Origin of the sequence: Novosphingobium sp. B1 (assembly GCF_900176395.1) — a bacterium.
GTDB lineage: Bacteria > Pseudomonadota > Alphaproteobacteria > Sphingomonadales > Sphingomonadaceae > Novosphingobium.
The window spans coordinates 16,878-35,447 of the sequence record NZ_FWXL01000007.1 but is presented as its reverse complement, the minus strand read 5'-3'; the positions used below and the strand labels follow the sequence as shown (position 1 = coordinate 35,447).

The 18,570-nt window shown below is 64.3% G+C and carries 17 protein-coding genes and 1 tRNA gene; 11 read left to right on the top strand and 7 right to left on the bottom strand.

The genetic code is table 11. From position 1 onward, the window contains the following. Nucleotide 1 precedes the first annotated feature (1 nt). Nucleotides 2-75: transfer RNA gene (locus B9A23_RS22820), tRNA-OTHER, on the top strand. Beyond that, nucleotides 41-1,819, top strand: coding sequence for a chloride channel protein (locus B9A23_RS13540; protein ID WP_368655940.1), 1,779 nt, complete (start codon nucleotides 41-43; stop codon nucleotides 1,817-1,819). Before B9A23_RS22820 ends, B9A23_RS13540 begins: the two co-directional genes overlap by 35 nt. Before the next feature lie 104 nt (nucleotides 1,820-1,923). On the opposite strand, the gene rpsI is transcribed toward B9A23_RS13540, so the two are convergent. From rpsI to B9A23_RS13520, 4 genes are all read right to left on the bottom strand, one after another. Further along, nucleotides 1,924-2,466, bottom strand: coding sequence for a 30S ribosomal protein S9 (gene rpsI / locus B9A23_RS13535; RefSeq protein WP_084279621.1), 543 nt, complete (start codon nucleotides 2,464-2,466; stop codon nucleotides 1,924-1,926). Nucleotides 2,467-2,468: 2 nt separating this feature from the next. Then, nucleotides 2,469-2,948: a 50S ribosomal protein L13 gene (gene rplM / locus B9A23_RS13530; RefSeq protein WP_084279620.1), complete on the bottom strand. Its 480-nt coding sequence runs from the start codon at nucleotides 2,946-2,948 to the stop codon at nucleotides 2,469-2,471. A gap of 137 nt (nucleotides 2,949-3,085) precedes the next feature. Further along, on the bottom strand, nucleotides 3,086-3,412 hold the full coding sequence (gene cutA, locus B9A23_RS13525) for a divalent-cation tolerance protein CutA (protein WP_084279619.1): 327 nt from the start codon (nucleotides 3,410-3,412) through the stop codon (nucleotides 3,086-3,088). Further along, the gene (locus tag B9A23_RS13520) at nucleotides 3,409-4,473 is read right to left on the bottom strand and encodes a COX15/CtaA family protein (protein ID WP_084279618.1); all 1,065 of its coding nucleotides are present in this window, start codon (nucleotides 4,471-4,473) and stop codon (nucleotides 3,409-3,411) included. Before B9A23_RS13520 ends, cutA begins: the two co-directional genes overlap by 4 nt. A 132-nt stretch (nucleotides 4,474-4,605) precedes the next feature. Here B9A23_RS13520 and B9A23_RS13515 point away from each other — a divergent pair, with 132 nt between their 5' ends. Next, on the top strand, nucleotides 4,606-4,977 hold the full coding sequence (locus B9A23_RS13515) for a MerC domain-containing protein (RefSeq protein ID WP_084279617.1): 372 nt from the start codon (nucleotides 4,606-4,608) through the stop codon (nucleotides 4,975-4,977). A 57-nt stretch (nucleotides 4,978-5,034) separates the two neighbouring features. Further along, nucleotides 5,035-6,030 (top strand): sulfur carrier protein ThiS, encoded by a 996-nt coding sequence (gene thiS, locus B9A23_RS13510; protein WP_084279616.1) that lies wholly within the window; start codon nucleotides 5,035-5,037, stop codon nucleotides 6,028-6,030. Between the two features lie 73 nt (nucleotides 6,031-6,103). Here the strand turns inward: thiS and B9A23_RS13505 are convergent, their stop codons facing one another. Further along, a complete protein-coding gene (locus tag B9A23_RS13505; RefSeq protein WP_084279615.1) occupies nucleotides 6,104-8,368 on the bottom strand; it encodes an NADP-dependent malic enzyme in 2,265 nt (754 codons plus the stop codon). 128 nt (nucleotides 8,369-8,496) lie between these two features. Further along, the gene (locus B9A23_RS13500) at nucleotides 8,497-10,155 is read right to left on the bottom strand and encodes a hypothetical protein (RefSeq protein WP_254895115.1); all 1,659 of its coding nucleotides are present in this window, start codon (nucleotides 10,153-10,155) and stop codon (nucleotides 8,497-8,499) included. A gap of 153 nt (nucleotides 10,156-10,308) precedes the next feature. On the opposite strand from B9A23_RS13500, the gene mutS reads away from it, so the two are divergent. Together mutS and B9A23_RS13490 are read left to right on the top strand one after the other, a co-directional pair. After that, nucleotides 10,309-12,885: a DNA mismatch repair protein MutS gene (gene mutS, locus B9A23_RS13495; RefSeq protein ID WP_084279613.1), complete on the top strand. Its 2,577-nt coding sequence runs from the start codon at nucleotides 10,309-10,311 to the stop codon at nucleotides 12,883-12,885. After that, nucleotides 12,878-13,504: a 5'-methylthioadenosine/S-adenosylhomocysteine nucleosidase gene (locus B9A23_RS13490; protein ID WP_084279612.1), complete on the top strand. Its 627-nt coding sequence runs from the start codon at nucleotides 12,878-12,880 to the stop codon at nucleotides 13,502-13,504. The genes mutS and B9A23_RS13490 overlap by 8 nt, the downstream gene beginning before the upstream one ends. Before the next feature lie 103 nt (nucleotides 13,505-13,607). Here B9A23_RS13490 and B9A23_RS13485 read toward each other — a convergent pair whose 3' ends face one another. Further along, nucleotides 13,608-14,864: a NupC/NupG family nucleoside CNT transporter gene (locus B9A23_RS13485; RefSeq protein ID WP_084279611.1), complete on the bottom strand. Its 1,257-nt coding sequence runs from the start codon at nucleotides 14,862-14,864 to the stop codon at nucleotides 13,608-13,610. A 90-nt stretch (nucleotides 14,865-14,954) separates the two neighbouring features. Here B9A23_RS13485 and B9A23_RS13480 point away from each other — a divergent pair, with 90 nt between their 5' ends. The 5 genes from B9A23_RS13480 (at nucleotide 14,955) to folD (ending at nucleotide 18,547) form a co-directional block, all read left to right on the top strand. After that, nucleotides 14,955-15,620, top strand: coding sequence for a queuosine precursor transporter (locus tag B9A23_RS13480; RefSeq protein WP_084279610.1), 666 nt, complete (start codon nucleotides 14,955-14,957; stop codon nucleotides 15,618-15,620). Nucleotides 15,621-15,696: 76 nt separating this feature from the next. After that, nucleotides 15,697-16,605 (top strand): acetylglutamate kinase, encoded by a 909-nt coding sequence (gene argB / locus B9A23_RS13475; RefSeq protein WP_084279794.1) that lies wholly within the window; start codon nucleotides 15,697-15,699, stop codon nucleotides 16,603-16,605. A 44-nt stretch (nucleotides 16,606-16,649) separates the two neighbouring features. Beyond that, on the top strand, nucleotides 16,650-17,231 hold the full coding sequence (locus tag B9A23_RS13470) for a hypothetical protein (protein ID WP_139797471.1): 582 nt from the start codon (nucleotides 16,650-16,652) through the stop codon (nucleotides 17,229-17,231). 101 nt (nucleotides 17,232-17,332) lie between these two features. Continuing rightward, nucleotides 17,333-17,632: a YggT family protein gene (locus B9A23_RS13465; RefSeq protein ID WP_084279608.1), complete on the top strand. Its 300-nt coding sequence runs from the start codon at nucleotides 17,333-17,335 to the stop codon at nucleotides 17,630-17,632. Between the two features lie 21 nt (nucleotides 17,633-17,653). After that, nucleotides 17,654-18,547 carry a bifunctional methylenetetrahydrofolate dehydrogenase/methenyltetrahydrofolate cyclohydrolase FolD gene (folD, locus tag B9A23_RS13460; protein WP_084279607.1) on the top strand — a complete coding sequence of 298 codons (894 nt, stop codon included), beginning with the start codon at nucleotides 17,654-17,656 and terminating at the stop codon, nucleotides 18,545-18,547. Nucleotides 18,548-18,570 lie beyond the last annotated feature (23 nt).

Genomic DNA, 18,570 nt, shown 5'->3' with positions numbered 1-18,570 from the left:
CTGCCACGTTGAGCGCGAGCGGCGTCAGCGGCCCTGGAAAATGGGTGGCGGGTGCGATCCCCGCCATGGCACCCAGGATCGCCGCTGCGCCCCCAGGCGGGTGGGTGCAGCGCGCCATGCCCATGACGGCAATCGCACTTCCCACGGCAATCGCGACGGCAACCGGCGCGCCCATGCCCGCGATGGCGCACAACTTGCCTATCGCAAGGCCCACTCCCATCGACAGGAGGTTTCCGCCGACCAGCGGCCAAGGCTGCGCAAGCGGGCTGGCCGGGACGGCAAAGACCAGAACTGCCGAGGCACCGACTGGCGCGACGATCCACGGCAGACCCCCACCTGCTGGAACGAGATGGCCAAGGCCAGCGGCGAGTGCGATGCCGATGAAGGCGCCAACGGCGCCGCGCGGCCAACCCATGCGGAACCAGTCGGCGCGAGAGGCGGCAGCCCTGGCTGTCGATGCGCTTGCAGGCATTGTCGTTCGATCCCCTCGCCACCGGCGTTTCTTGCAGGCATGTCCATGGCGGGCTACCCCCCAGCCATGCAAGTCCCTGATTTCGGTAAGATCGTCTCGAGCGCAAGCCTTCCTGCAATGCGCGCCCGAATCGCAGCGCTGGCGGGGGCTATCGTCCTGAGCGTCGTTGCAGTCCTGTTCGCGCGAGCAGGCGAATGGGCGCAGACGATATTTTCAGTATTCTATCGTGCAGTCCCGCTGTCCCCGCTTGTCGTCACACCGTTGGTGTTCGCGGGAGTGGTCTGGGCAACGCGACGCTGGTTTCCCGCAGCGCGTGGCTCGGGCATTCCCCAGGTCATGGCAGCGGGGCACAACTCCTCCGTTGCCGCCCACGGCCCCCTGGTTTCGATGAGAAGTGCTTTCGGCAAGCTCTTCGGCACGACCGCACTGCTGCTGGTCGGGGGATCCGCAGGCCGCGAGGGGCCGACCGTGCAGGTCAGCGCTGCCCTGATGGTCGCAGTGCATCGCTGGCTGCGCGTGCCGGTGACGGCAGGCGTGATCATCGCCGGCGGCGCCGCAGGCGTGGCGGCGGCGTTCAATACGCCGCTTGCCGGAGTGGCCTTTGCGATCGAGGAGCTGGCGTCGGCCTTTGAGCAGCGCTTGGCGGTGCTGGTCATGGCCGTGGTGATGATAGCCGGCGTGGTCAGCCTCGGGCTATCGGGAGACTATGTCTACTTCGGCGCGATGGCGCAGCGCCTGCCCTTGAGCGACATCTTCGTGCTTGCGCCGGTTGCGGGGCTCGTCGGCGGGGTGGCCGGGGGCTTGTTCTCGCGCGCATTGATCGGGATGGCCTTCTCCGCGCGCCCACTTGTCGTACGGATGCGCGCAAGGCCCGTGCTGCTGGCGCTGGCGTGCGGGCTGGTCGTGGCTCTCACCGGCCTTGCCACCGAGGGTTCAAGCTGGGGGACCGGCTATGACACGACCAAGCTGCTGCTTGCGGGCGGGGATGCCTCGCTGCTGTTCGGACCGGGGAAGTTCATTTCGACGCTGGCAACTGCGCTGAGTGGCGCTCCGGGCGGCATTTTCGCGCCATCGCTATCGGTCGGTGCCGGTGTCGGGCAGTTGCTCGCAGCAGGTTTCCCGGGCGAGGCGCCGGGAGCAATCGTCGTGCTCGGCATGATCGGTTATTTCACGGGCGTAGTACGCGCTCCGCTGACCGCTTCGATCATCATCATGGAGATGACGGCGGACCGCACCATGGTCCTGCCGCTGTTCGCCACCGCGCTGATTGCCGACTGGGCCAGCGCCAAGGTGTGCAAGCCCAAGCTTTACCACACGCTGGCCAAGCAGTTCGCACCAGCCGATTGATGGCCATGAAAAAAGGGGCCGGTCCGAAGACCAGCCCCTGATTTCGTTCAGCCTTGCAGCAAGAAGCGCGATTGGCGCTTCGAGAACTGCCAGCCGAAGCGCGATTAGCGCTTCGAGAACTGGAAGCTGCGGCGTGCCTTGGCCTTGCCGTACTTCTTACGCTCGACGACGCGCGGGTCGCGGGTGAGGAAGCCGGCAGCCTTCACGGCGCTGCGCAGTTCGGGTTCGAACTTCGACAGGGCCTGGGCGATGCCGTGCTTGACCGCGCCGGCCTGGCCCGAGAGGCCACCACCCTTGACGGTGCAGACGATGTCGTACTGGCCTTCGCGACCGGCGACTTCGAACGGCTGGTTGATCACTAGACGCAGGGTCGGACGGGCGAAGTAGACTTCCTGATCACGGCCGTTGACGGTGACCTTGCCCGAGCCGGGCTTGAGCCACACGCGGGCCACGGCGTCCTTGCGGCGGCCGGTGGCGTACGAACGGCCCTGCGCATCGACTTCGCGAGCGCGGATCACGGCAGCGGGGCCGGTGCGGACGGGAGCGGCGACTTCACCACCTTCGGACGGAGCAGCAGCCACGGGAGCGGAAGCGGTCAGGTCCTTGAGGTCGGCGAGGCTCGACACGGTGTTTTCGGTTTCGGCCATGATTATGCACCCACCTTGTTCTTGCGGTTCATCGAAGCGACGTCGAGCGCCACCGGCTGGGTGCCGCCATGCGGGTGCTCGGCACCGGCATAGAGGTGAAGGGCGCGCATCTGCGCACGGCCGAGCGGGCCGCGGGGGATCATGCGCTCAACTGCCTTTTCAAGCACGCGCTCGGGGAAGCGACCACCGAGGACCTTGTCCGCGGTGACTTCCTTGATGCCGCCGGCATAGCCGGTGTGCTTGTAGTAGGTCTTGTTCTTCAGCTTGTTGCCGGTGAACTTGACCTTGTCGGCGTTGATCACGACAACGTGATCGCCGCAATCGACGTGCGGGGTGAAGCTCGGCTTGTGCTTGCCGCGCAGATGGTTGGCGATGACGACGGCGAGACGGCCGACGACCATGCCTTCGGCATCGATCAGATGCCAGTTCTTCTCCACCTCGGCCGGCTTGATCGACCGGGTGACCTTGCTGAGAGCCTTCATGGCTACGGGTTCCCTGAATTCGGTGCGTCGATCCAAGCGGGAATCCGCTGCTTCACGACGAAGGAAGCGCGCCTTTGTTGCAAATGCCCGCCAGAGTCAAGCAAACTGCGGGTTTTGGTAGAGGTAAAATAATACCGTTAGAACTTGGAGGGGCCGCAGTCGGCTTCGATCCAGCCAAGAGTTGCCGCTCCCGCCGCGTCGCAGCGCCAGCCGGAGATCGCCGGGGCGTCATACGGGTGGAGCGCTTCGAGGCGGGCGATGGCGCCGTCCAACAGGTCCACGCGGGTCTTGAACAGGACGGCGACTTCGCTGCCCTCGCCGCGCTCGCCGTTCCAGCGATAGAGCGAGCGGACGGCGGGGAGGATGTTGGCGCAGGCGATCAGGCGTTCTTCGAGCAGCGTGTCTGCCACGGCCTCGGCGCTTTGGATGTCGCCAAAGGTGGACCAGATCAGCGCGGCAGTCATTGCTGGCGGTGTCTCGGGCTGCCGAGGATGTGGGCGGACCATACCGTTGCTGCCACGAGCAGCGCGCCGACCAATTGGTGCAGCACGCCGAGCCAGATGGCGACGCCGCTCCACACGGTGAGGATGCCGAGCAGGACTTGCGTGCCGAACACGGAGTGGAGGACGACCGAGGCCTTGCGGTCAGTCCGGCGCAGCTTGCGTGCGACGACCACCAGCACGGCCACTACGGCCCAGGCCCACCAGCGGTGAATGAAGTGGACGAGGAATGGATCGGACAGCAGGGCATGGGCAGTACCCATCGCCCAGTCGACGCCATCGGGATAGACCTTGCCCTGCATCAGCGGCCAAGCGTCCCAGTTGAACCAGCCGCCGCCCGCCGAGGTGCCGGCGCGAAGCCCGGCCACAATCGCGCCGTAGAACAGCTGGAACACCAGCATGGCAAGGGCAAGCAGGCCGAGGCCCCGCAGTCTCGAGCGCCCCTCGCCATTGGCCAGTGCGATCAGGTCGAGCGCGGTCCAGACGAGGCCGGCCAGCGTGAACAGCGCGACCAGCAGGTGCGTGGCGAGGCGGAAGTGGCTGACCTTGACGTCATTGACGATGCCGGACTTGACCATCCACCAGCCGACCGCGCCCTGCAGCGCGCCCAGAGCCAGCAGCGCGAGCAGGCGGGGCTTGTAGCCCTCGGGAATCCTGCCCTTGATCCAGAACCATGCCAGAGGCGCTGCAAAGACGAGGCCGATGGTGCGGGCGAGCAGGCGGTGGACCCACTCCCAGAAGAAGATGAACTTGTAGGTGGAGAGCGTCATGCCCGCCGGGCCGTTGACCAGCTGGTACTGCGGCGTGGCGCGGTAGGCGTCGAATTCGGCCTGCCACTGCGCTTCGGTGATCGGCGGTAGGGTGCCACTCACCGGCTTCCATTCGGTGATCGAAACGCCCGATTCAGTAAGGCGGGTGATGCCGCCGACCACGACGATGGCGAGGACCATGAAGGCGACGACGAACAGCCAGCGCGACAGGGCGGTGGCGTCACTGCGAAGCTTGGGCGAGACGCTGTTGCTCATGGCGCTGCCCCTGCTCCTGCCCTCGCAGAATCGCAAGAGCGATTGTCGGGCAGCGCTGTGGCCCTTTGGGCAGGAGAGATTTTCCGGCGCCCACCTTGTGCGATGTTACATTATAACATATATGCTCAAGCGATGAGTGATGCCCTGCTTGCCTTGCGTGCCCGGCTTGACCGGATCGGCGTGCTCCTTTCGGGGCTGTGCCTGATTCATTGCGTTGCGGGGCTGTTCCTAGTCGGCATGCTCGGCGTGGGTGGCGGTGTGCTGCTCAATCCCGACATCCACCGCTGGGGCCTTGCCTTTGCGCTGGTGATCGGCGCGGCGACGATCGGCATTGGCGCATTGCGCCACGGGCGGTTCCTGCCGCTGGCAATCGGCGGCACCGGCCTGGCGCTGATGGGCGCAGCGGTGGCCGTGGGCCATGGCGATGCCGAAGTAGCGCTGACAGTGGGTGGCGTGATCCTTGTCGCAACCGCGCACTTCATCAATATCCGGCATTCTCACTAAGGCCATATCACCAAGGCCATACTTGCACCCCGGCCCTGCCTCGCTAAAGCGGGCCGCATGACTGGAATGCTCTCCCTTACCGTCAACGGCGAACCTCGCCGCGCCGCGCCCGGATCGATTGCCGAACTGGTGCGCAGCCTCGAACTCGAACCGACCAAGGTCGCGGTCGAGCGCAATGGCGAGATCGTGCCCCGCTCGACGTTGGCGGACGTGGCGATTGCCGAGGGTGACGTTCTGGAGATCGTGCATTTCGTAGGCGGAGGACAAAGCGACGTGGTCGAGACGAATGATACCTGGACCGTTGCCGGACGTACCTTCCGCTCGCGCCTGATTGTCGGCACCGGCAAGTACAAGGACTTCGAGCAGAACGCCGCGGCAGTAGAGGCTTCCGGTGCGGAGATCGTCACCGTTGCGGTGCGCCGCGTGAACGTGTCGGACCCCAAGGCGCCGATGCTGACGGACTATATCGACCCCAAGAAGATCACCTATCTGCCCAACACCGCAGGCTGCTTCGATGCCGAAAGCGCGATCCGCACATTGCGCCTGGCGCGCGAGGCCGGTGGCTGGGATCTGGTGAAGCTCGAAGTGCTGGGCGAGGCGCGCACGCTCTATCCCAACATGATCGAGACGATCCGCGCGACCGAAGTGCTGGCCAAGGAGGGCTTCCTGCCGATGGTCTACTGCGTGGACGATCCGATTGCGGCCAAGCAGCTCGAGGATGCGGGCGCGGTGGCCGTGATGCCGTTGGGCGCGCCGATCGGTTCGGGCCTTGGCATCCAGAACAAGGTGACGGTGCGACTGATCGTCGAGGGTGCCAAGGTGCCGGTGCTGGTCGATGCGGGCGTGGGCACGGCATCAGAAGCGGCCGTCGCGATGGAACTCGGCTGCGATGGCGTGCTGATGAACACCGCGATTGCAGAAGCCAAGGACCCGATCCGCATGGCCCGTGCAATGAAGCTTGCGGTAGAGGCCGGGCGCGATGCCTATCTCGCCGGGCGGATGCAGACGCGAAAGTACGCCGATCCAAGCAGTCCGCTGGCGGGTCTGATCTGACCTCTCCCGCACATCGAACCGCTTGATTTCTGAGGTGTTGCCGCCCCCGTTTGCGCAGGGGCGGCGTATTTTATCAGCCTACCACGCCTGCGGCAGCCAGCACGGCCAGCGTCAGGATATCGGGCGCGAGCGAGGTCATCGGGGCGATCTGTACCGGCTTTTCCATACCGATCAGCATCGGGCCGATTACGGCGTTGCCTGCCAGTTCGCGCAGCAGTTTGGCCGAAATGTTGGCCGATTGCAGGCCCGGCATGATCAGCACGTTGGCTGGGCCCGAGAGGCGGCTGAACGGGTAGTTGGCCATCACCTTCGGGTTGAGCGCTGCGTCTGGTGCCATTTCGCCTTCGTATTCGAAGCCCGGGTCTTCCGCGTCGAGGATCGACACTGCACCGCGAATGGATTCGAGCCAGCGGCCATAGGGGTTGCCGAACGTCGAGTATGACAGAAACGCCACGCGCGGTTCGTGACCCATGCGGCGGGCGACGGCAGCAGTCTCGCGGGCGATCTGGGCAAGGTCCTCGGCCGAGGGGCGTTCATTCACGGTCGTGTCGGCGAGGAACACGGTATAGTTCTTCGCGACCATCAGGTGAATGCCGAAGGGCAGGTGGCCGGGCTTGGGATCAAGCACGCGGCGCACTTCCTTCATGGACTGCGCGAAGGTGCGCGTCATGCCGGTGATCAGCGCATCGCCATGGCCCAGTGCGACGAGCAGCGAGGCGAAGACGTTGCGGTCCTGGTTGACCATGCGCTTGACGTCGCGCTCCATGTAACCGCGGCGCTTCAGGCGTTTGTAGAGATACTCGACCATGCTCGGGACGAGTGGCGAGACGGCGGAGTTATGGATTTCGTAAGCCGCAGGATCGCTGACGCCGAGTTCGGTCAGCTTGTCGATGACTCCCTGCGTACGGCCGACCAGCACCGGCGTGCCATAGCCAAAATCCTTGAACTGGATCGCGGCACGCAGCACGACCTCGTTTTCGGCCTCGGCAAAGACGACGCGTTTGGGGTTGCTCTTGGCCTGGGCGAAGACATTGGTGAGCACCGACGTGGTCGGGTTCAGGCGTGCCTTCAGGCTGTTGCGATAGGCGTCAAAGTCCTCGATCGGCTTTTGCGCCACGCCCGAATCCATTGCCGCCTTGGCAACGGCAGATGACACCACTTCCATCAGACGCGGATCGAATGGTGCAGGGATGATGTAATCAAGGCCGAAAGTGTGGTTGATGCCATAAGCGGCCGCCACTTCTTCGGGCACAGCCTCACGCGCAAGCTGGGCGATCGCCTCGGCTGCGGCAATCTTCATCTCTTCGTTGATCGCGGTCGCCTGAACGTCGAGCGCGCCACGGAAGATGAACGGGAAGCCGAGCACGTTGTTTACCTGGTTCGGATAGTCCGAACGGCCCGTGGCCACGATGCAGTCCGGGCGCACCGCCTTGGCCTCGGGCGGGGTGATCTCCGGGTCAGGATTGGCCATCGCGAAGATGATCGGCTGCGGCGCCATCCTGGCCATCCAGTCGGCCTTCAGGGCACCGGCTGCAGAGAGGCCGAGGAAGATGTCTGCGCCGACCAGCGCATCTTCGAGACTGCGGGCCGAAGTGTCGACCGCGTGCGCGCTCTTCCACTGGTCCATGCTGTCTTCGCGGCCGCGATAGATCACGCCCGAACGGTCGCACATGATCACGTTGTTGTGGCGCACGCCCATTGCCTTGATCAGTGCAGTGCAGGCAATGGCAGCAGCACCTGCGCCGTTGACGACGACCTTGACGTCTTCGAGCTTGCGTCCAGTCAGGTGGCAGGCGTTGAGCAGGCCGGCGGCGGAAATGATCGCGGTGCCATGCTGGTCATCGTGCATGACCGGGATCTTCAACCGGTCCTTGAGGGCCTGCTCGATGATGAAGCATTCCGGGGCCTTGATGTCCTCAAGGTTGATGCCACCGAACGAGGGCTCCATCAGGGCGACGGCTTCGATGAACGCATCCGGGTCTTCGGTCGCCAGTTCGATGTCGATCGAATCGACGTCGGCAAAGCGCTTGAACAGCACGGCCTTGCCCTCCATCACCGGCTTGGATGCCAGCGCGCCAAGATTGCCGAGGCCAAGGATGGCCGTGCCGTTGGAAATCACCGCCACAAGATTGCCCTTGGCGGTATAGTCGTAGGCGGTCGCCGGATCTTCGGCGATGGCGCGAACCGGCACTGCAACGCCGGGAGAGTAGGCCAGCGACAGGTCGCGCTGCGTGGCCATCGGCTTGCTGGCGATGATCTCGATCTTACCGGGGCGGATCGTGTTGTGGTAGAAAAGCGCCTCGCGCTCGGTGAAGCGGACGTTGCTTTCCTCGGACATGGTTCCCCCAAGTTTAGTCGGATAATAGGCAACGGCAGTGTCTGACCTTTGACGTTACGTCAAGGCGCGCAAGCGCCATGGTCACGATGCAGATCTACCGAAAGTGTCAGCGCCCTTGTTCGATATTCCTAGAAGTCGCGCGGCTTCCAGGTGGGAATGCCCAGGCGGCGAACCTTGAACAGCAGGCTGCGACCTTCCTGCCAAACCAGTTGCAGGCGCGGGTCGGCGCGGCGCGGCAAGCCGGTATCGATCAGCCAGACGTAATCGACCCGCTCGATCGGGGCGTACTTCAATGCGCTGTCGACATTGCGGCGCCAGCCGCCCGAGCAACGACGCGACCATACGAACTCGGAAGGGTCCGCCGTGAAGTTGCGGCCAGGACGGAAGCGCGGCACTACCATGTGCAGGCCCGGAACGGCCCAATTGTCGTTCACCCAGGCTTGCCGGTACAGACTGGCAAGGCTGGCAAGGTGATCGCGCCGGGTATTGCGCCACGATTCATCCAGACACGAGTGCTCGACAAAGGCGAGAACACGGCTTCCGGCTTCGACGTGAGTCAGCGCCGACAGCTGCTTGCGATAGTCTTCGGCGTAGCTGTTGAAGCTCAAGGCGGTGACAGTCAGGCGGACGGCCAGAACTGCCATGCCGACATAAGCCACTGCCCGCGCCCATTCCATGCGCCGCGCGCCGCTCCAGTCCTGAAGGCCGAGGCCAAGCATGGCGGCAACGGGCAGAAGGCGGATGTCCACGAAGGATGAGCCGTTGATATCGCTCGGGATGGCGAGGAACAGCAGGAAGACGGTAAGCGCAGGCAGTCCCTGCCGCCAGCGCCACTTCGCGCCGAGGAACGGGCCGACAAGGACCAGCAGGCCGGCAATGATCGACGTGCCGAAATCAAGCAGCTTGGACTGATCGCGCAGCGTGAGCACGAAAGACCAGGCTTTCTGGTCCCAGCGCCACACGTTCATGCTCTTGGCGGGGGGCGAGAACAGCTTCCACAGCAGGATCGTCACGACGGTGGCGAGCAGCGGCCAGCAGGCCTGCCACAGTCGCAGGCCGATGGCCTTCCAGTCAAGCGTCGCCAGCCAGCGGCGATCGGCAAGATCGCGCCAACGCCATCCGGCAGGGAGTTCGTCCATGGCGCGGCCAAAGGCATGGGCACCGACCAGCAAGGCCAGCAGCAGGCCGCCGATGGCGTGGCACAACATGGCAACGGGCTGGGCGATGATCAACATGATCGCCCGCGCCTTGGGATTCTTCTGCTCCAGCCACAGCGAAGCGCCGAAGGCCGTCAGCGAGAGGCCAGTGGCGAGAATGTAGTTGAGAAAGCCGGTGAGCAGCGGGAAGCTGAACACGAACATCAGCGACCATGCCGCCGCGTGACCGCCCTTGGGGTTAAGCATGCGGATGGTCCACAGGCAGCCGCCTGCGAAAAGGCCGGTCGCCAGAACGGTGCTCCACCAGCCGGCTGCGAGGATGCCGAACTGCGCACCCAGCACCTTCATCAGGACGCCGCCGCCAATGTTCAGGGTGAACACCCACTTCCAGGTGAAGTACTTTTCCAGCGGATTGCCAGGGCCTGCCGCTTCGATTGCGGCAGCGCCCATGTGGCCGGGCACGTCGATCAGCGGCGGCACATCGACCAGCGCGAACGGGAGGCAGACCAGGAGGATGCCGACGATGATGCCGGGGCCGGACAGCCATGGCAGCGCGCTGGCACGCGCCCACATCGCCCTTGCGTCCTGAAGACGCTCTTGCAGCCAATCCTTTTCGCGGACTTGCGTCAAACCGTACGTACCCCCACAAGACCGGAACCGTCTCCATGCTGCCTGCACTCGACAGAGTGGCATTGGAGTTGCGGATATCCCGGTGTCGATGGTTTGAGAAACACGTCGCGCTCGTCTAGCCACGTGCGCGTGACGCCTAATGCCCCAACTCCGATGATGGCGCAATATCTTGCGCTTAAAGAACAGGCCGCCGATTGCCTGCTGTTCTACCGCATGGGCGACTTCTTCGAGCTGTTTTTCGACGACGCCAAGATCGCGGCGCAGGTGCTCGACATTGCGCTGACCAGCCGGGGAGAGCACGGTGGCGCGCCGATTCCGATGTGCGGCGTCCCGGTTCATTCAGCCGAAGGTTACCTTGCCCGATTGATCAAGGCCGGGTGCCGCGTGGCCATCGCCGAACAGGTCGAGACGCCCGAGGAAGCGAAGAGACGCGGCGGTTCGAAGGCATTGGTTGCACGCGACATTGTCCGATTCGTCACGGCAGGCACATTGACCGAGGAGGCCCTGCTCGAACCCCGCCGGGCCAACGTGCTTGCTGCGGTGTGCGAGGTCCGTGGGGCCATCGGCATAGCCGCCTGCGACATTTCCACCGGTCGCATGGAGCTTGAGGAATGTGCGCCCGACCAGATGAGCGCAGCGCTTGCGCGGCTGGGCGCAAGCGAAGTGGTAGCGCCCGACACGTGGGACCATGCGCCGGGCGAATGCGTGCCGCGGCCGAATCGGTCGTTCGGCAGCGATGAAGGCGAAGTGCGTCTGAAGGCCGTGCACGGCGTGTCGACACTCGACGGATTCGGCCAGTTCACGCGGGCCATGCTCGCCGCGGCGGGTGGTCTGGTCACCTACCTTGACCATGTCGGACGGGGCGCGTTGCCTTTGCTCCTGCCTCCCGTAGCGCGCGAGGCAGGCACGCACATGGCAATGGACGAGGCGACGCGCAGCAGCCTTGAAATCCTCGTAAGTTCAGGCGGCGCGCGGAGGGGCTCGCTGGTCGAATCCATCGATCGCTGCGTGACCGGGGCAGGCGCCCGCCAACTGGCCGAGGACCTCTCGGCGCCGCTCACCGATGCGCGCGCAATCAATCGGCGTCTTGAACTGGTCAGCTGGCTCCATGACGATCCGCTGCTGCGCGGTGACATTCGTGGCATCCTGCGCGCCTTGCCCGATGTCGGCCGAGCGCTGGGCCGCGTGGTAGCGGGCCGTGGTTCTCCGCGCGATCTCGGGCAGTTGCGTGACGGGCTTTCAGAAGCGCGGCGCCTCCACGATCTGCTGCGTGGCCGCAGCGACCGACCTGAGCCCCTCGATGCCATGCTGCCATCCCTTGCCGGGCACGGCGCATTGTGTGACCTCTACTCGCGTGCGCTGGTGCCCGCGCCGCCGACCGAACGCTCGCAGGGCGGCTACATCGCAGAGGGCTACGACGCCTCTCTGGACGAGTTGCGCCGCGTATCGGGCAACGCCCGCCGCGCCATTGCCGCGCTCGAGGCGAAGTATCGCGACGACACTGGCATTGCTGCGCTCAAGATCCGCCACAATGGCGTGCTTGGCTACTTCATCGAAGTTCCTGCAAAGCACGCGGATCGGCTGATGGCTCCGGAATCGGGCTTCACCCATCGCCAGACCATGGCCGGGGCAGTGCGGTTCAATGCGCTCGCGCTGCATGAGGAAGCAAGCCGGATCGCCGAAAGCGGAGGCCACTCCCTCGCGGCAGAGGAAGCGCATTTCGAGGAGCTGGTCGCACACGCCGTGCGCGCCAAGGAAGCAATTGCCGCGACGGCCGCAGCGCTTGCCCGCATAGACGTGGCCGCGGGCCAGGCTGAGCGCGCTGCCGAGGGCGGATGGGCGCTGCCCCGCGTGGTCGACGAACCCTGTCTCGAGATCATCGGTGGACGGCATCCGGTGGTGGAAGCCGCACTGGCGGCCAAGGGCGAGAGGTTCGTGGCCAACGATTGCGCGCTTGGTCCACAGGACCGGTTGTGGCTGGTCGGCGGGCCGAACATGGGCGGTAAGTCAACCTTCCTGCGTCAGAACGCGCTGATCGTGCTGCTCGTTCAGGCAGGCGGCTTCGTTCCGGCGCAGAGTGCCAAGATCGGGCTGGTCGACCGGCTGTTCAGTCGCGTCGGAGCGGCAGACAACCTGGCCCGGGGCCGCTCGACTTTCATGGTCGAGATGGTTGAGACCGCAGCGATCCTCTCGCAGGCAACGGAGCGCAGCTTCGTGATCCTCGATGAGGTAGGCCGTGGCACTTCGACATATGATGGCCTGTCACTGGCGTGGGCGGTGGCTGAGGCGATCCATTCGATCAACAAGTGTCGGTGCCTGTTCGCCACGCACTATCACGAACTCTCGCGCCTCGCTGAGGCTTGCGACTCGCTAAGTCTCCACCACGTCCGCGCGCGGGAGTGGAAGGGCGATCTGGTGCTGCTGCACGAACTTGCGGAAGGTCCGGCAGACAAGTCCTATGGCCTTGCCGTGGCGCGGCTGGCAGGCGTGCCCGCGCCGGTAATCAAGCGTGCGAAATCGGTCCTGGAGAAGCTGGAAAAAGGCCGTGCCGCCACTGGCGGACTCGCGGCGGGGCTGGATGACCTGCCGCTGTTCGCCGCCGCGATCGAGGCGGCCGAGGAAAAGGTCGATGCCTTGCGGGAGCGGCTCAATGGCCTCGATATCGACGCGCTGTCGCCACGAGAGGCATTGGACTTGCTCTATCAGTTGAAGGCCCAGGCCAATGGTTGAACTGACGTCTCTCGGCAGCAAGCGCGCCCTTTTCGTGATGGCGGCAGAGCCGGAATACGGCCCGCACCTGCGCGCGCGCTTCGCGCCGCTGATCACCGGAATCGGCCCGGTAGAGGCGGCGCTGCATGTGGGGATAGCGCTGGCGCGGCTGGAAGCTTCGGGCAACTTGCCGGATTTGATAGTGTGCCTCGGCTCGGCGGGGTCGCGGCGCTGCGCACTGGGTTCCGTCTACCAGATCAGCAGCGTTTCGTGGCGCGACATCGACGCCTCGGCGCTCGGCGTGGAGCCGGGCGTGGTGCCCTATCTCGACGAGCCCAGGGATCTGCCGCTCGAAACGCCGCTGGATCTGCCCGTCGCCACACTATCGAGCGGGGGCGATGTGGTCAGCGGCGATCACTGGAACCGGGTAAGCGCCGACATGGTCGATATGGAGACATATGCCGTCGCCCGCGCCGCCCGAACCTTCGGCGTGCCGCTCATCGGTTTGCGCGGCGTGTCAGACGGACCCGGCGAACTCGCTGGCGCGCATGACTGGCACAAGCTGCTGGGCTACCTTGATGGGGAACTTGCGAAGGCCGTGGACAGGCTGGCGGAACGCTACGCCTGCCTTCATCTCTGACCGTCCGCACTCGATCCGGGCAGGGCATCTCCGGCAGGCTCAAAACAGCGACCCAAAGGCCCGGAACTTGTCCGGGCCAGCGATATCTTGACGCTGGGCTCGCTCAAAGGCTGAGGAACAAACCCGCCAGCGCTGCGCTCATCAAGTTGCTCAAAGCGCCTGCCACCAGTGCCCGAATGCCAAGCTTGGCGATGACCGGGCGCTGGTTGGGGGCGAGGCCACCAGTGACGGCCATCTGGATCGCGATCGAGCTGAAGTTGGCAAAGCCGCACAACGCGAAGGTGACCACCGCGATCATATGCGGCGGCAAGGCTGTGTCCTTGCTCAGGTCAATGAAAGAGACGAACTCGTTGAGGACCAGCTTGGTGCCGAAATAGCCGCCCGCATGGATCGCCTCTGCCCAGCCATCGGCACCAAGCAGATAGAAGATTGGCGCGAAGACATAGCCTAGGACAATCTCGAACGAGAGGTCGGGCGCGCCGAACCAGCTGCCGACCCAGCCGAGCATGCCGTTGGCGAGCGCAACGAGTGCGACGAAGGCAAGCACCATCGCACCCACCGCTACGGCAAGCTTCACACCAGTCTGTGCGCCCTGGCTGGCGGCCATGATGATGTTGGCGGGGCGCTCTTCCTCGTCCGACGCCAGGCTGGGCTTGACGTGCGGGTTGGGCAGCGCCTCATCCGCGACCTCGACCGGGACGGGAGGTTCGTCGGGCATCATCAGCTTGGCCATGAGGATGCCCCCCGGCGCCGACATGAAGGCTGCAGCCACAAGATAATCGATACGGATGCCCATGCTGGCATAGGCCGCGAGGATCGTGCCCGCCACGCCAGCCATGCCTACCGTCATGACGCAGAACAGCTGACTGGGATTGAGACCTGCCAGATAGGGCCGGATCACCAGAGGCGATTCGCTTTGGCCAACGAAGATGTTGCTGGCCGCGCATAGTGATTCGACCTTGCTGATGCCAGTCACCTTTTCGAGTGCACCGCCGATCCAGCGAATGACCAGTTGCATCACGCCGAGGTAGTACAGGATGGAAATCAGCGCGGCGAAGAACACGATCACCGGCAGCGCCGATATGGCAAAGCTGGTGCCGCCGATGGCGGGGTCAGCCAGTGGGCCGAACAGGAACTGCACGCCCGCGCGGGCGAAGCCGAGCAGGCCTTCCACGCCGCCTGCAGCGCCTTGCAGCAGCCGGTTGCCGATTGGCACATAGAGCACGAGCGCAGCGAAACCGGCTTGCAGCGCAAAGGCTGCGGCGACAACGCGCAAGCGAATTGCGCGACGGTTCGAGGAAAGCAGAAAGGCGAGGGCGAGGATGAGCACCATCCCGAGAAGACTGGAAGCGACACGCATCGGGAAAGGCTTTGCTCCGCAAGGCAGATTGGTTGCAGCGGTTTCTAATAGCGAATTGGCGCGGGCTGAAAAGCGCGCTATCGGCCCGAAATGCACGATGATGCCAACCCAACCTCCGCAATCCCCCGTTCCCTGTTCGCATTTTCCCTCCTTTACGGCGGCATGTGCGTCCTTGCAGGCGTCCTTGGCGTAAAGCTGGCCTCGCTGGGTTCATGGCCCGTGCTCGGCGATCTTGCCGTCGAATCGGGAATTTTCGCGTTTTTGCTGCTCGTCGTCATGGCCAGCGCGGTTGCCGAACTGTTCGGCCAGGATACTGCAAACCGGCTGGTGCGATTCGGATTCGTGCCGCTGATCGTGTCGATGATCCTGCTGACCACGGTGATCCACGTCGTGCCGCCGGCACCCTTCTGGAATGATCAGGATGCGTTTGCCCGTCTGCTGGGGCAGGGCGCCCGCATGCAATTTGCCGGGCTGATCTCCTACGGCACGTCACAGACGCTCAACGTCTATCTCTTCTCGCGGATCGCCGGAGGACGCGGCAAGATGCTCATGCTGCGCGCATGGCTTGCCTCGATGCTGAGCCAGGTGGTCGACACCATCCTGTTCATCACCATCTCCTTCTACGGACAGGATCTGCCGCTGCTCTCGATCATGGAAGGCCAGATCATTTCGAAGCTGGTGCTTTCGACGATAATGGTCCCGCCGCTGATCTGGGTGTTCGTGCAGCTCGGCAAGTGGCTCGACCGCGAAGCCTGATTGGCCGGCACAAGCTGCCGTTTGCGCGGCAACGCCAATATTGGATTCCGCAGGCTTTGCGCGTAAGGGCGCGCGCATGAGCCAGAACCACGACCCCGCGATGCTTGCCAAGGCAGAGACCCTGACCGAGGCGCTGCCCTATCTCCAGCGCTATGCCGGCAAGACTTTTGTCGTGAAGTACGGCGGCCACGCCATGGGCGATCCCGAACTGGCGCAGGATTTTGCCGAGGACATCGTGCTGCTGAAGGCGGTGGGGATCAATCCGGTCGTCGTCCACGGTGGCGGCCCGCAGATCGGGCGGATGCTCAAGGCGCTCGGCATCGAATCGCAGTTCGTCGACGGTCTGCGCGTGACCGACAAGCAGACCGCAGAAGTCGCAGAAATGGTGCTTGCGGGCGCGATCAACAAGGAACTGGTAAGCTGGATCGCCCGCGCGGGTGGCAAGGCAATCGGCATCTCGGGCAAGGACGGCGGGATGGTCATTGCGCGCAAGGTCGAGGCGAAGAAGTCGCCCAAGGCCGTTGCCGGCGAGGATGGCGATCCGATCGTGGTTGATCTCGGCTTCGTCGGCGAGCCCGACCGGATCGACACGACGGTGATCGACACCATCGTCAATGCCGGGATGATCCCGGTGATCGCACCGATCGGAGTTGGGCCCGACGGCGAGACCTACAACATCAACGCCGATACCATGGCAGGTGCAATTGCCGCAGCGCTTGGCGCCTCGCGCCTGTTTCTGCTTACCGACGTTCCTGGCGTGCTCGACAAGGAAAAGAACCTGCTGACCGACCTTCGCCCCGCCGATATCGCGCGGCTGGCCGAGGATGGGACGATCAGCGGCGGCATGATCCCCAAGCTCGAAACCTGCGTCCATGCGGTTGAAGCCGGTTGCGAGGCAACCGTAGTCCTCGACGGTCGCGTGCCGCATGCCATGCTGCTCGAAATCTTCACGGCGCGCGGCGCTGGAACCTTGATCCGCGCCTGAACGGGGCATTTAAAAGGATTAACGCTGGAACCCCCGCTGCGTTCGTGCGTCAGGGCGGAATGATCCGCACCGCACTCGCAACTGCCGCCGCGTCCGCGCTGGTCTTCCATCTTGGAGGTTGCCAGAGGGGCCCTGCCGCACCCACCGATGGCGCTGCGGCCTCGACCTTTGTCGATGGCAGCGCGACGCGGGCGAGCGCTGGAAATATCGATACCGGCACTGCGCCTGGGGCAGGCGCTTCGGCCACGAGCTTTTCTGATCCCGGCTTCGTGCAGTTGCTATACTCGCGCGATCCGATGCGCGTGACAGATGCCTTGATAGCGACCATAGAGGCCCGCGAATGGCAGCGGCTCAGGGCTTTCTGGGGTGATCGCGGGGAGCGAAGCGGCCTGACCCCGCAAGCCTTTGCCAAGCGTTGGGACCGACTTTCCTCACCCGTGGTGACGACTGGCGAGGCGCGGATGGAGGGCGCCGCAGGCTCCTTGTTCTACACGGTGCCCGTCACGATTGACGACGGCGCGCGGACGATTTCGGGAGAGATCGTGCTCCGCAGGGCAAATGATGTGCCCGGAGCGACGCGCGAGCAGCTCCGTTGGCACGTCGAAAGCACCACCATCGAGCCCTGAACGAATTCCTGCACTTGTAGCGTATGGAGCGGGTCGGCTAGGAGCATTCCGACGGGCGGCGGTTTCCGCAGCGCCCCATCGATTGCAGGAAGCAGGCAGACATGTTGCTCTATACTCTGATCGCGATGATCAACTACCTGGTTAACATCATTGTCGTGGTGGTGATCGTGCAGTTTGTGCTCGGCCTGCTGATCTCGTTTAACGTAGTCAACATGCACAACAATGCCGTGGCGGCCATCTGGAAAGCGCTGAATGCCATTCTCGAGCCGTTGCTTCGCCCGATCCGGCGCATAATGCCAGATACAGGCGCGATCGATTTCTCGCCGATGGTGCTGATCATCGGCCTCAACTTGCTCATGATTCTGCTAAGCGGTATTGCCTCGTCGACGGCAGGTGCGTGACTTCAATCGGGAATTGCTGACATGACTGCTGCCGTGATCGACGGAAAGGCCTTTGCGGCCGATCTTCGTGCCCGCGTGGGCGAACTTGCTGTCGCGTTCGAGGCAAAGGCCGGGCGCAAGGCCGGTCTCGCCGTAGTGCTGGTTGGCGAAGATCCTGCCAGCCAGGTCTATGTCCGTTCAAAGGGCAAGAGCACGGTCGAGGCCGGAATGAACAGCTTCGAGCACAAGCTGCCCGCTGATACGTCCGAAACCGACCTGCTTGCCGTGGTTGAACAACTGAATGCCGATCCGGCGGTTGATGGCATTCTTGTGCAGCTTCCCCTGCCCAGACACATCGACGAGCAAAAGGTTATCGCCGCGATCAATCCGGACAAGGACGTCGACGGCTTTCACGTGACCAATGCCGGCCGGCTTGCCGTAGGCCAGCCCGGTTTCGTGCCTTGCACGCCGCTGGGCTGCCTGATGCTGCTCAAGGACAGGCTGGGCGATCTTTCTGGACTGGATGCCGTTGTTATCGGCCGGTCCAACATCGTCGGCAAGCCGATGGCCCAATTGCTGATCGCCGAAAGCTGCACGGTAACGGTCGCCCATAGCCGGACGAAGAATTTGCCCGAAGTGGTGAAGCGCGCCGACATTGTCGTGGCTGCTGTAGGCAGCCCGGAGATGGTCAAGGGTGACTGGATCAAACCAGGCGCCACGGTGATCGATGTGGGCATCAACCGAGTGGCCGCGGCAGAAGCTGGCAAGACACGGTTGGTCGGCGATGTGGACTATGCTTCAGCGGCGCAGGTCGCCTCTGCAATTACGCCAGTGCCTGGGGGCGTGGGCCCGATGACAATTGCCGTGCTGCTGCGCAACGCGCTCGTGGCGGCCTATCGCAGTGCCGGGTTGGAGCTTGCCGCAGACGCCATCTGATCGATCCGAAGCGGGGTGGGCAC